The organism is Streptomyces sp. NPDC059897, from assembly GCF_042730865.1.
Classification (GTDB): Bacteria; Actinomycetota; Actinomycetes; order Streptomycetales; family Streptomycetaceae; genus Streptomyces.
This window is the reverse complement of sequence record NZ_JBHWKQ010000045.1, coordinates 1-12,204: the sequence shown is the minus strand read 5'-3', so window position 1 is coordinate 12,204 and position 12,204 is coordinate 1. Positions and strand designations below refer to the sequence as shown.

Here is a 12,204-nt window from a genome sequence, read left to right as displayed (position 1 = left end):
CCGCCGAGACCGCCGAGGCGAAGCCCGCCGCGCGGACCCGGAAGAAGGCCGAGCCGGCCGCCGAGGCGACCGTGACGAAGCCGCGCCGCACGCGCAAGAAGGTCGAGGCCCCCGAGGCCTGATCGGTCCACGGCGAAAGGCCCGGATCCCGCTGCCGCGGGGCCCGGGCCTTCGTTGTCGGTGGCTGCGCGTAATCTCGGCACATGAGCAGGCCCGCGACCTTCACCCCGCCGCCCGGTACCCGTGCGCACCGCCTCCGCACCGCCCGTGGCGACTTCGCCGCGCTCACCGGCGAGCCGGCCGAGGGCCCGGTCGTGGGCACCGCCCTGCTGCTTCCCGGGTTCACGGGGAGCAAGGAGGACTTCATCGAGCTGCACGCCCCGCTGAGCGCGGCCGGTTACCGGACCGTCGCCGTGGACGGGCGCGGGCAGTACGAGTCGGAGGGCCCGAGCGACGACGAAGGGCCTTACCAGCAGCGCGAGTTGGCGCGCGATGTGCTCGCGCAGGCGGCGGCGCTCCGCGCCGAGGGCGCCCCCCGGGTGCATCTTCTGGGCCACTCGCTCGGCGGGCTCGTCGCGCGCGCGGCGGCCATCGAGGATCCCGCGCCGTTCGCCTCTCTCACGCTGATGTCCTCGGGCCCCGCCGCCGTCGCACCGCCCCAGCAGGAGCGCGCCAAGCTGCTCCAGGGCGCCCTCGCCGCGCTCGACATGGGGCAGGTATGGGAGGCCATCCAGGGTCTGGACGCGCCCGAGGACGCCGCCGATCTCCGCGGGGACGGCGAGGATCTGCGGCGCCGCTGGATGCGGAACAGCCCGGCCCAGCTCATCGCCACGGCGGGACAGCTGTGCACGGAGCCGGACCGGATCGGCGAGCTCGCCGCCCTCGGCCTCGCGATACATGTGCTGTCGGGCGAGCGGGACGACACCTGGCCCGTGCCGCTCCTGGACGACATGGCGGCGCGCCTCGGCGCGGAGCGCACCGTCGTCACCGGAGCCGAGCACTCCCCCAATACGGACCAGCCGGAGGCCACGGCCGCCGCGCTCGCCGACTTCTGGGACCGCCACCCGACAGCGTAGAACCGCAGGTCACAGGCTTCTCGCCGCACTACTGACGGGCGAGTCATTAGCCGAACAAAAAATTTCCTTAGCGTAGGGAATGTTTGCAGCGAGCAACTCGTTGTACCCCTTGGAACGCGCGGCACTGCGGCCGCGCAATTCACTCTTAACGGCCGGGCAACCGCCCGGCCGTACGGCGGGATCAGGCTGAGAAGCCCCCGCACCAGTAGTTCTCCTTCAGGAGGATCACCAGACGAAGGGAGAAGCCCATGCGCTTCGAAATCATGCGACTCGACGATGTCGACGGCACCGCCGTGGACAGCACCGTCGTGGACGCCGCCTCCGTCAACCGGATCGTTCAGCAGGCCGCCGCCATCGGGCAGCGCCTCTACATCCGCCCGGCAGAGTCGTCCGCCTCGTAACGGCGTAAGACGACTTTCACGCGTCGAAGCCCCCGTACGCACGCTGCGTACGGGGGCTTCGCTGTGCCGGGGCGGCGCGCCGCGGTCAGGAACCCTGGATCACCTGCGTCACGCCGTTGATGATCTGCTGCACCGCGATCGCGGACAGCATCATGCCCGCGAGCCGGGTCACCAGGACCACGCCGCCGTCCTTGATGACGCGGATGATCACCAGCGAGTAGCGCATCACCAGCCACAGCACCACGTGGATCGCGATGATCGCGGACCAGACCGAGATCTGGTCCCCCATCGAGTCCGCGTCCTGGACGGCGAGGATCACGGAGACGATCGCGCCGGGCCCGGCGAGCAGCGGCATGCCGAGCGGCACGAGGGCGACGTTCACGTCCTTGGTCTGCTTGGGCTCGTCCGTCTTGCCGGTCAGCAGGTCGAGCGCGATCAGGAGCAGCAGCAGACCGCCCGCGATCATCAGGGCCGGTACGGAGACGTGCAGATAGGCCAGGATCTGGTTGCCCAGGACGCCGAACACGGCGATGACGCCGAAGGCGACGCAGACCGCCTGGAAGGCCATGCGCTTTTGGACCTTGGCGGGGCGGCCCGCGGTGAGGGCGAGGAAGATCGGGGTGATTCCGGGGGGATCCATAATCACAAAAAGCGTGAGAAAAAGGGATCCGAAGACGGCAGCGTCGAACACGGTGGGGTGCCTTGCGAGAGTGGTGCGGAAGGGTGGGTCGGGTCACGTACGGAGCGCGTACGTGGTGAGGCGATGAGCGCGGGGCGCGTCAGGCGCGGTGTCCGCCGGCGCCCGGCACCGGGAAGGCGCCCGTCGCGCGCCGCGTGATCTCCCCGTAGACCTCGGGGTCGGTGGTGTACTCGCCGAGCACGCACGTCTTGCGGCTGCCGTGGTAGTCCGAGGACCCGGTGGTCAGCAGCCCGACGTCGGCCGCGAGGCCGCGCAGGCGCTCGCGGGTCGCGGCGTCGTGGTCCATGTGGTCGACCTCGATGCCGTCGAGCCCGGCCTCCGCCAGCTTCGCGATCGCCGACTCGGGAACCGTGCGGCCGCGCTTGACGGCGGCGGGGTGCGCGAAGACGGTGACGCCACCGGCGGCCTTGACCAGCCGGATCGCCTCGAAGGGGTCGGTCTCGTGCTTGGGGACGTACGCGCGCGCGCCGTCGGCGAGCCAGTCGCCCGTGAAGGCGTCCGAGACCGTCGGTACGACGCCGAGCTCGACCAGGGCCGTCGCGACGTGCGGACGGCCGACCGAGCCGTCGCCCGCGATCCGGGCGACCTGCTCCCAGGTGACGGGCACGCCCAGCTCGTTCAGCTTGGCGATCATGCCCTTGGCGCGCGGCACCCGGTCGTCGCGGACCAGCTCGCGCTCGGCGAGCAGGGCCGGCTCCTCGGGATCGAAGAGGTACGCCAGCATGTGCATGCTCACGCCGTCGAGGCGGCAGGAGAGCTCGGCGCCGGTAACGAGGGTCAGCCCCTCGGATGCGGCGGCGATGGCCTCGGCGTGCCCGCGCGTCGTGTCGTGGTCGGTGAGCGCGACGACGTCCAGGCCGGACGCGGCGGCGTTCCGTACGAGTTCGGCCGGGCTGTCCGTGCCGTCGGAAGCGGTGGAGTGGGTGTGCAGATCGATGCGCACGGCTGCGTACTCCAGGCTCGACGGACTGACGGGGACCGCTCAAGGATAACGGGGATTCCCGCACCCCCGTCACCACCGAACCAGGCGCGGACCCCTTACCGCTCCGGCCCCTTGCCGCACCCGACGCCCGGCCTACTTCAGAATGCGCGGCGACAGCGCCCCGCACGGCAGCAGGTCCACCTCGGCCCCCGCGTCCCGCAGGTCCGTGAGCACCAGCTCGTCGTACATCAGCATCCCCGTCTGCTCCGGCCACACGACCGCCCACAGCCACAGGCCGCGCGCCTCGCCGGCGAAGACCGCCCGGTCGTCCGGGGTGCCGGAGACGTGCCACATCGGGGTGGGCCTGCCCGCGGCGAGGACCTTGGCCTGCGGGGGTCCCGAAACCTCCATGTACGGGCCGGGGTCGGGGCCGTCGATCCCCGCGTAGCGCGCGCCGAGTCCGACGCCCAGCTCCTCGGCGACGAGCACCAGCTCACCGGGCCCGCCGAGGGGCCCGGGCCCCGAGCAGGCGACGGCGGTGGCACGGCCGCCGTGGCGCTCGTCCCCCGCGTTGGCCACGCCGGTGAACAGCCAGCCGACGGGCAGCGGCCAGGGCATCCAGACCGGCACCCTCGCGCGGCGCACCACGACGCTGAGCGCCTCGACGCTGGGCGGGATCACGGGCTGCATCGGATGCACGGTCCCGTGCACATCACACTGCCAGGAGTCGGCAAAGAGTCCGGGAGCCCTGACCCGGCCACCACACTTCGGGCAACTGGGTTCGCCCCTCATAGAGCCCCACGGTCCTCCCCGTCCCGCGCCGCGTCAAGGACGATCACCCGTCCGGAGGGCAGCGCCGTGGCGCCCCGACCAGGACAGATAGATGTAGCTTGCATTAATTAGCTGCTCTAACTTATTATGTGCATACGCCAACGATCCATGCGGACCCGAACGGTCCACACGGACCCCGAAGGACTCGAAGGAGCAGCAGGCATGAGCCACAGCAGTACAGGGGGTCCCGCCGAAGGGGACACGTTCGACGCAGGGGCCGGCAGCCTCCTGCGTCAACCGAAGGCGGTCTGGGCGACCGCCGGGGCATCCGTCGTCGCCTTCATGGGCATCGGCCTGGTCGACCCGATCCTGCCGTCCATCGCCAAGGGCCTCGAAGCGACACCCAGCCAGGTCTCCCTGCTCTTCACCTCGTACTTCCTGATCACCGCCATCGCCATGCTGGTGACCGGGTTCGTCTCCAGCCGCATCGGCGGCAAGAAGACCCTCCTCGTCGGCCTCGCCCTCGTGGTGGTCTTCGCGGCGCTCGCGGGCACGTCCGGTTCCGTCGGGGAGCTGGTCGGCTTCCGCGCGGGCTGGGGCCTCGGCAACGCGCTCTTCGTGTCGACCGCGCTCGCCGTCATCGTCGGCGCCGCCGCCGGTGGCAGCGCCGCCGCGATCCTCCTCTACGAGTCCGCGCTCGGACTCGGCATGGCCTGCGGGCCACTGGTCGGCGCGCTGCTCGGCAACGCCAGCTGGCGCTACCCGTTCTTCGGCACCGCCGCGCTGATGGCCATCGGCTTCGTCTGCATCACCGTGTTCCTCAAGGAACAGCCGAAGCCCGCGAAGAAGACCTCGATCCTCGACCCCATCAAGGCGCTCGGCCACGGCGGCCTCGCGTCGGCGGCGATCTCGGCCTTCTTCTACAACTACACGTTCTTCACGGTGCTGGCCTTCACGCCGTTCGTGCTGAACATGACGCCGTACAAGTCGGGCGCGGTGTTCTTCGCCTGGGGTGTGCTGCTCGCGCTGTTCTCGGTGATCGTCGCGCCGCGCATGCAGGCCCGGTTCGGCTCGCTCAAGGTGCTCGGCGGCTCGCTCGTGCTGCTCGCCCTCGACGTGCTCGTCCTTGGGTACGGCAACCACACCGCGGCCGTCGTCTGCACGATCCTGTCCGGCGCCTTCATCGGCGTGAACAACACCGTCTACACGGAGCTGGCGCTCGGCGTCTCGGACGCGCCGCGCCCGGTGGCGAGCGCCGGCTACAACTTCGTCCGGTGGTTCGCCGCCGCGGCGGCCCCGTTCTTCGCGCCGAAGATCGAGGAGTGGAGCAACATCCACATCCCGTTCGTGGTCGCCGCGGTCACGGCGGTGCTCGGCGCGGTCGTGGTCTGGGTGCGCAGGAGCGCACTGAACCACGAGGCCGAGGAGCTGGAGCCGAAGCACGCCACCGAGGACAGCGTCTCCGTCTACGCCAACTGACGGGACCTCAGCCCAAGGGCTCCTCAGTCCAGGGAAACGGACCTGCGCAGCGGATCGCGCAGGTCCGTTCCGCTGTTCAGCCACTTCTCCTGGAGCGCGGCGGCGCCGTGCACCCGCTTCCACGCCGCCTCGTTCGGCGTCATGGGCAGCAGCGGCAGGAACCGTACGGGATCCAGCGGGGCGTCGAGGTCCAGGTCCTCGATCAGGCCGCCGGACTCCGCGACGAGGGCCGAGGTGAACGGGGCGGCGGGCCACAGCGGTTCGCCCACGTCGAGCGACGCGCCCGGCGCCACGACGAGGCCCTCGACCTGCGGGGAGGCCGCGAGGACCGCGAGCGGGCGCAGCACCTTGTCGGTGTCGGCGAGCCCCGCGCGGACGGTCAGGACCAGCTCGGCGCGGGGGCCCGCGACCGGGTCGGCGAGGGCCGCCGTGGGGTCGGTCATCGGGGACGCGGACATGCCGAGGGTGGCGTAGCGCACCACGTCGCCCTCTGTGAAGCGCAACACCTCGATCCGGTCGGTGCCGAGGAAGGTGACCGCCGCGCGAGCGTCCGGTTCACCCAGGGTTGTCCGGAGACGCGCCTCCACGAGCGCGAGAACTTCTGCCATCCCGCGAGCATAGATCTCGCCATCAACGGGTAAGGACGGGGCCCGCTTTCGCCGGTCGGCTGATAGTCTTGGCCGCTGGTCGGGACAACACGCGGTGCGTGTCCGCCGAGGGCCCCCGCGAGCCCGTCGGAATCCCGACCCGTTTCTCGTCCCCCACGGGGGACCGGCCGGAGGAGGTGGGGCTGTCATGGATCGAAGTCGACCGTGCAGTACTACCCGTTCTTCCGGCCTGTAGGGCCCAGGGCCTCATCTCATCCGTAGTCGGCCGTACATCGTGCTGACCGCGTCTGCCGGAAGAGCACTTCGTTTCCCCTGATTGCATCGACGCCCGCCTGGGTCGTCGCGATCTGAATCAGTCAGCGAAGCCGCCCAGCGTCGGTGCGGTGCTTCCCGCTTTGTGGACGTGCAGCATGTCCCGGTTTCCGGTTGGCCAGGACGTCCTCATTCCGGGTGGTTCCACCCGACGCACGGCGACTCCCGCCCGCGAAGGAGCCTGCCCATGTCGATGATGCGCGACCTGCGAGCCGCCGTCCGTCCCTCGCTGCGCAAGAGCGTCGCCCCGTACGCCAACCAGGCCAGGGCCTCGTACGACTTCACCCGCGACGAGGCCGCCTGCTCGGCCGTCGTGGACTGCGCCGTGTACCGCGACGGCGTCCGCGTCCCGTCCTCCGAGTGCCTCACGCCCGGCGGTGCCAAGCACCAGGTGCGGCGCGACGGCGGCTTCGCCTGGATCGGCCTGCACGAGCCGACCGAGGAGGAATTCGCCGGTATCGCCGCCGAGTTCGGGCTGCACCCGCTCGCCGTCGAGGACGCCGTCCACGCCCACCAGCGCCCCAAGCTGGAGCGCTACGACGACACGCTGTTCACCGTCTTCAAGACCATCCACTACGTCGAGCACGCCGAACTCACCGCGACCAGCGAGATCGTGGAGAGCGGCGAGGTCATGTGCTTCACCGGCCGGGACTTCTTCATCACGGTCCGGCACGGCGGCCAGGGCTCGCTGCGCGCGCTGCGGCACCGGCTCCAGGACGACCCGGAGCTGCTCGCCAAGGGCCCGAGCGCCGTGCTGCACGCCATCGCCGACCACGTCGTCGACGGGTATCTGGCCGTGGCCGACGCGATGCAGGACGACATCGACGAGGTCGAGACCGAGGTCTTCTCGCAGCCCGGCAAGGGCTCCCCGCGCGGCTCGGACGCGGGGCGGATCTACCAACTCAAGCGCGAGGTACTGGAGTTCAAGCGGGCCGTCGCCCCGCTGCGGCGCCCCTTGCAGCTGCTCAGCGAGCGGCCGATGCGGCTGATCGACCCGGACATCCAGAAGTATTTCCGGGACGTCGCCGACCACTTGGAGCGCGTACAGGAGCAGGTCATCGGCTTCGACGAGCTGCTGAACTCGATCCTCCAGGCCAATCTGGCGCAGGCCTCCGTCGCCCAGAACGAGGACATGCGCAAGATCACCTCGTGGGCCGCGATCATCGCCGTGCCGACCATGGTGTGCGGCGTGTACGGCATGAACTTCGACCACATGCCCGAGCTGCACTGGCGGTTCGGCTACCCGATGGTGCTGGCCCTCATCGGCGGCGTCTGCTTCGGGATCCACCGGACGCTGAAGCGCAACGGGTGGCTGTGAACGCCGCGGCTAGGCTTGCCGTATGACGACTGCTGAACTGCTCGACGCCGCCCTCGTCGAGGAGGCCACGAAGAAGTCCGGGCTGATCTGGGTGCGCGGCGAGCGCGGCGTGGAGCGGGCCCTGTGGCACGTGTGGCACGAGGGCGCGGCGTGCCTCGTCGGCGACGGGCCCGGCGAGCAGCCGCTGCCCGGCCTGGCCGACGGCGGCGCGGCCCTCGTCACCGTCCGCAGCAAGGACAAGGGCGGGCGGCTCGTCGGCTGGCGGGCGAAGGTCGTCGAGCTGACGCCGGGCACGGAGCCGTACGAGGCCGTGGTCGGGGAGCTGAAGGGGAAGCGGCTGAACGCGCCGGACTCCGAGACGATGCCGGAGCGGTGGGCGCGGGAGTGTCGGGTGGTTCGTCTTGAGCCCGTGGGTGGTGCGCCGGAGCCGGCGTCCGACGGGTCGCTGGCCGCCGCCCCCGTGGTGTCGCCGGCCACGACGCGGAATCCGGTTCCGGCGGGGCTGCCGAAGCTGTTGGCCCGGCGGAAGCGGCGTTGACGTCTCGGTCAGCCCGGCAGGGCCTGGCCGTAGTCGACCGTTTCCGTGGACTTCGGTTCGCGGAGCGTGAAGTCCTTGCCCCACTCGCTGAGTTGGATGGTTCCGGCGCCCCCGGCCCGCTCCAGGCGCATCGGGTACGCGCTGCCCTCCAGGGACACGTCGAGCGTTCCGCCCGCGCCCTTGGCGCCGGTCAGTTCGATCGTGCGGACGCCGCCCGAGGTGCCGCGGTCGCCCTTCGCGAGCGTGCCGTGCAGCGCGAGCAGCCCGTCGAGCAGCACGCCCTTGTCGGTGAACGTGCTCAGCCGCTGATAGGCCGGGTCCCCCTTCGGCACCTTCACGTACTTGCCGTCGAGTTTCTGGGCGGCGCCGCCGGCCCCGTGCTCGCTCTTGCCGTCCTCGGAGTGCGTCCAGAAACCGGCGCCCGCCTTGAGGTAGAGGTGGTCACCGACCCGCAGCAGCCGGAACGTGCCGCCGCCCGTGCTCACCGAGCCCGTGCCGCCGTCGCCCTTCAGCCGCATGTCCAGCTTGTACGTCTTCTTGTTGACGACCACCGTGCCGGCGACGTGCACCGTGTCCGCGCCGCGGGCCGCCTTGACCGTACGGGACTGGATCTTGGCCGGGGTCAGCTTCCCGACCCCGTTCGTCCCCGCGTCGGGGTCCTCCTCGCTGCACGCCGCGAGGCCCACCGCGAGCCCCGTGCACATCACGCCCACCATGAGTGTCCTGCGGGTACGACGGTTGAGGGGGCGCGGGGTCACGGGCGGACTACCTCTCGTACGGCAGCTGGGTGGGGGCAGTACGGCAGCGTACCTCCGCGATCTGCGGTTACCCGCCCAGGCCGGGTGGCCGTCGCGCAAAGGCGCGGGGGACGGGGAGCGGCTAGCCTGGGCGGGAAATTGACTGCATATATGGACGGATGCGGACGAAACTCGGAAGGAGGCGCGCGAGGGTATGGCTGGAGGCGCTCCCCGGATCTTCGTGTCGCACCTCGCCGGCATCGCCGTCTTCGACCCGAACGGTGATCAGGTGGGCCGCGTGCGCGACGTGGTGGCGATGCTGCGCGCGAGTCGCAGGCCGCCGCGGCTGCTCGGGCTCGTCGTCGAGCTGTCGACCCGGCGGCGCATCTTCCTGCCCATGACCCGCGTCACCGGGATCGAGTCGGGCCAGGTGATCACGACGGGCGTGCTGAACGTCCGGCGCTTCGAACAGCGGCCCACCGAACGTCTGGTCCTCGGCGAGATGCTGGACCGGCGCGTGCGGCTCGTGGAGACCGGCGAGGAGGTCACCGTCCTCGACGTCTCCATCCAGCAGCTGCCCGCGCGCCGCGACTGGGAGATCGACCGGGTCTTCGTACGGAAGAACTCCGCGAAGCGCGGCGCGTTCCGGCGCGCCAAGGGCGAGGCGATCACCGTCGACTGGTCGGGCGTCGACGGCTTCAACCTGGAGGAGCACGGGCAGGGCGCGGAGAGCCTGCTCGCCACGTTCGAGCAGCTGCGCCCCGCCGACCTCGCCAACGTGCTGCACCACCTCTCCCCCAAGCGCCGCGCGGAGGTCGCCGCCGCGCTCAGCAACGAACGCCTGGCCGACGTCCTGGAGGAGCTCCCCGAGGACGACCAGATCGAGGTGCTCGGCAAGCTGAAGGAGGAGCGCGCCGCCGACGTCCTGGAGGAGATGGACCCGGACGACGCCGCCGACCTCCTCGGCGAGCTCCCCGAGGACGACAAGGAACGCCTCCTCGACCTGATGAAACCGAGCGAGGCGGCCGACGTGCGGCGCCTGATGGCGTACGAGGACCGGACCGCGGGCGGCCTGATGACGACCGAGCCGATCGTGCTGCGCCCCGACTCCACCGTCGCCGAGGCCCTCGCCCGCATCCGCAATCCCGACCTGTCCCCCGCGCTCGCCGCGCAGGTGTACGTGTGCCGGCCGCCTGACGAGACGCCGACCGGGAAGTACCTGGGCACGATCCACTTCCAGCGGCTGCTGCGCGATCCCCCGTACACGATGGTCAGCGCGGTCCTCGACGAGGATCTGCAGGCCCTGACCCCGGCGGCCGGGCTGCCGGAGATCGCCGGGTTCTTCGCGACGTACGACATGGTGGCCGCGCCCGTCGTCGACGACAGCGGCTCGCTGCTCGGCGCCGTGACCGTGGACGACGTACTGGACCACATGCTGCCCGAGGACTGGCGCGAGCAGGAGTTTCACCTTTCCGGGGAGGTGAACCATGCCGACTGAGGAACGCGAACGCGACGCCCCGCGCAGGCCGCGCATCCGGCTCGACCAGCCGCGCGCGCCGAAGCGGAAGCTGATCCCCGATTACGACCCCGAGGCCTTCGGCAGGCTCTCGGAGCGGATCGCACGCTTTCTGGGGACGGGCCGGTTCATCGTCTGGATGACGGTCCTCATCATCGTGTGGGTGGTGTGGAACATCGTCGCGCCCCCCGATCTGCGCTTCGACGAGTACCCGTTCATCTTCCTGACCCTGATGCTGTCGCTGCAGGCCTCGTACGCCGCCCCGCTGATCCTGCTCGCGCAGAACCGGCAGGACGACCGCGACCGGGTCAATCTCGAACAGGACCGCAAGCAGAACGAGCGCTCCATCGCCGACACCGAGTATCTGAGCCGCGAGATGGCGGCCCTGCGGATCGGGCTCGGCGAGGTCGCGACGCGCGACTGGATCCGCTCCGAGCTGCAGGACCTCGTCAAGGAGCTGGAGGAGCAGCGGCCGTCCGCCCCGGAGTCCGGCGTATTCCCCGCGGAGCGCGAGCGTGGACGTGATGTAGACGACCGGTGACAGGGCTTTCCGGGTGCGGGTTACCCCGCCGTAGACTCGGGTGCATGGCTACGGAAGACGCGGTGCGCGAGGCACTCGCGACAGTGAACGACCCCGAGATCAACCGGCCCATCACCGAGTTGGGGATGGTCAAATCGGTGGACATCGGTGCGGACGGAGTCGTCGCGGTCACCGTGTACCTGACCGTCTCCGGCTGCCCGATGCGCTCGACGATCGAGAACAACGTGCGCGAGGCCGTCGCCCGCGTCGACGGCGTGACCGATGTGCAGGTCACCCTCGACGTGATGAGCGACGAGCAGCGCAAGGAGCTGGCGACGGCGCTGCGCGGCGGCACCGCCGAGCGCGAGGTCCCGTTCGCCAAGCCCGGCTCGCTGACCCGCGTGTACGCGGTGGCCTCCGGCAAGGGCGGCGTCGGCAAGTCCTCGGTGACGGTGAACCTGGCGGCGGCGCTCGCCGCGGACGGCCTGAAGGTCGGCGTCGTCGACGCGGACATCTACGGGCACAGCGTCCCGCGCATGCTGGGCGCCGACGGCAAGCCCACGCAGGTCGAGGACATGATCATGCCGCCGTCGGCGAACGGCGTGAAGGTCATCTCGATCGGCATGTTCACGCCGGGCAACGCACCGGTCGTATGGCGCGGCCCGATGCTGCACCGCGCGCTCCAGCAGTTCCTCGCGGACGTGTTCTGGGGCGACCTGGACGTGCTCCTGCTCGACCTGCCGCCCGGCACCGGCGACATCGCGATCTCCATCGCCCAGCTGGTCCCGAACGCGGAGATCCTGGTCGTCACCACGCCGCAGCAGGCCGCCGCCGAGGTCGCCGAGCGGGCCGGCTCGATCGCCGTGCAGACCCACCAGAAGATCGTCGGCGTCGTCGAGAACATGTCCGGGCTGCCCTGCCCGCACTGCGACGAGATGGTCGACGTGTTCGGCACGGGCGGCGGCAAGCTGGTCGCCGAGGGCCTGACCCGGACCACCGGCACGGACGTTCCCGTCCTCGGGTCCATCCCCATCGACGTACGCCTGCGCGAGGGCGGCGACGAGGGCAAGCCCGTCGTGCTCACCGACCCGGAGTCCCCCGCGGGCTCGGCGCTGCGCGGCATCGCGGACAAGCTCAGTGGCCGTCAGCGCGGCCTGTCGGGCATGTCGCTGGGAATCACCCCGCGCAACAAGTTCTGAGTCCTGACGGACCGTGAGAGAACGGCGGGCCGCCCTTTCCGGGGGGGCCCCCCGTACACCTGCCGCCGCCCGGTGCGGGTACACCGCCCCCGGGGGCGTGACCAAGG

At 70.9% G+C, this 12,204-nt stretch carries 13 protein-coding genes; 8 read left to right on the top strand and 5 right to left on the bottom strand.

The window, feature by feature from the left end; all coding sequences use genetic code 11:
- Window positions 1-203 precede the first annotated feature (203 nt).
- Complete coding sequence (locus ACFV9W_RS32965) at window positions 204-1,076, top strand: alpha/beta fold hydrolase (protein WP_385768576.1); 873 nt, start codon at window positions 204-206, stop codon at window positions 1,074-1,076.
- Between the two features lie 248 nt (window positions 1,077-1,324).
- Complete coding sequence (locus ACFV9W_RS32960) at window positions 1,325-1,477, top strand: hypothetical protein (RefSeq protein ID WP_306317966.1); 153 nt, start codon at window positions 1,325-1,327, stop codon at window positions 1,475-1,477.
- 85 nt (window positions 1,478-1,562) lie between these two features.
- Here ACFV9W_RS32960 and ACFV9W_RS32955 read toward each other — a convergent pair whose 3' ends face one another.
- From ACFV9W_RS32955 to ACFV9W_RS32945, 3 genes are all read right to left on the bottom strand, one after another.
- A complete protein-coding gene (locus ACFV9W_RS32955) occupies window positions 1,563-2,168 on the bottom strand; it encodes a MarC family protein (protein ID WP_385768574.1) in 606 nt (201 codons plus the stop codon).
- 88 nt (window positions 2,169-2,256) lie between these two features.
- A complete protein-coding gene (locus tag ACFV9W_RS32950; protein ID WP_385768572.1) occupies window positions 2,257-3,120 on the bottom strand; it encodes a PHP domain-containing protein in 864 nt (287 codons plus the stop codon).
- Window positions 3,121-3,252: 132 nt separating this feature from the next.
- Complete coding sequence (locus ACFV9W_RS32945; protein WP_385768570.1) at window positions 3,253-3,891, bottom strand: DUF6758 family protein; 639 nt, start codon at window positions 3,889-3,891, stop codon at window positions 3,253-3,255.
- A 201-nt stretch (window positions 3,892-4,092) separates the two neighbouring features.
- Here ACFV9W_RS32945 and ACFV9W_RS32940 point away from each other — a divergent pair, with 201 nt between their 5' ends.
- On the top strand, window positions 4,093-5,349 hold the full coding sequence (locus tag ACFV9W_RS32940; RefSeq protein ID WP_385768568.1) for an MFS transporter: 1,257 nt from the start codon (window positions 4,093-4,095) through the stop codon (window positions 5,347-5,349).
- Window positions 5,350-5,372: 23 nt separating this feature from the next.
- On the opposite strand, the gene ACFV9W_RS32935 is transcribed toward ACFV9W_RS32940, so the two are convergent.
- Window positions 5,373-5,957: a suppressor of fused domain protein gene (locus ACFV9W_RS32935; RefSeq protein ID WP_385768566.1), complete on the bottom strand. Its 585-nt coding sequence runs from the start codon at window positions 5,955-5,957 to the stop codon at window positions 5,373-5,375.
- Window positions 5,958-6,456: 499 nt separating this feature from the next.
- On the opposite strand from ACFV9W_RS32935, the gene ACFV9W_RS32930 reads away from it, so the two are divergent.
- Both ACFV9W_RS32930 and ACFV9W_RS32925 read left to right on the top strand, forming a co-directional pair.
- Entirely contained in the window at window positions 6,457-7,587 is a 1,131-nt protein-coding gene (locus tag ACFV9W_RS32930; protein WP_385768564.1) for a magnesium and cobalt transport protein CorA, read from the top strand.
- Between the two features lie 22 nt (window positions 7,588-7,609).
- On the top strand, window positions 7,610-8,125 hold the full coding sequence (locus tag ACFV9W_RS32925; RefSeq protein WP_385768562.1) for a hypothetical protein: 516 nt from the start codon (window positions 7,610-7,612) through the stop codon (window positions 8,123-8,125).
- 8 nt (window positions 8,126-8,133) lie between these two features.
- Here ACFV9W_RS32925 and ACFV9W_RS32920 read toward each other — a convergent pair whose 3' ends face one another.
- Window positions 8,134-8,841, bottom strand: a complete 708-nt coding sequence (locus ACFV9W_RS32920; protein ID WP_385768648.1) for a hypothetical protein — start codon at window positions 8,839-8,841, stop codon at window positions 8,134-8,136.
- Between the two features lie 235 nt (window positions 8,842-9,076).
- Here ACFV9W_RS32920 and ACFV9W_RS32915 point away from each other — a divergent pair, with 235 nt between their 5' ends.
- The 3 genes from ACFV9W_RS32915 to ACFV9W_RS32905 are packed head-to-tail and all read left to right on the top strand — an operon-like array spanning window position 9,077 to window position 12,097.
- A complete protein-coding gene (locus ACFV9W_RS32915) occupies window positions 9,077-10,360 on the top strand; it encodes a magnesium transporter MgtE N-terminal domain-containing protein (protein ID WP_385768559.1) in 1,284 nt (427 codons plus the stop codon).
- Complete coding sequence (locus tag ACFV9W_RS32910) at window positions 10,350-10,919, top strand: DUF1003 domain-containing protein (RefSeq protein ID WP_385768556.1); 570 nt, start codon at window positions 10,350-10,352, stop codon at window positions 10,917-10,919. The genes ACFV9W_RS32915 and ACFV9W_RS32910 overlap by 11 nt, the downstream gene beginning before the upstream one ends.
- A gap of 44 nt (window positions 10,920-10,963) precedes the next feature.
- Window positions 10,964-12,097 carry an Mrp/NBP35 family ATP-binding protein gene (locus ACFV9W_RS32905; protein ID WP_385768553.1) on the top strand — a complete coding sequence of 378 codons (1,134 nt, stop codon included), beginning with the start codon at window positions 10,964-10,966 and terminating at the stop codon, window positions 12,095-12,097.
- Window positions 12,098-12,204 lie beyond the last annotated feature (107 nt).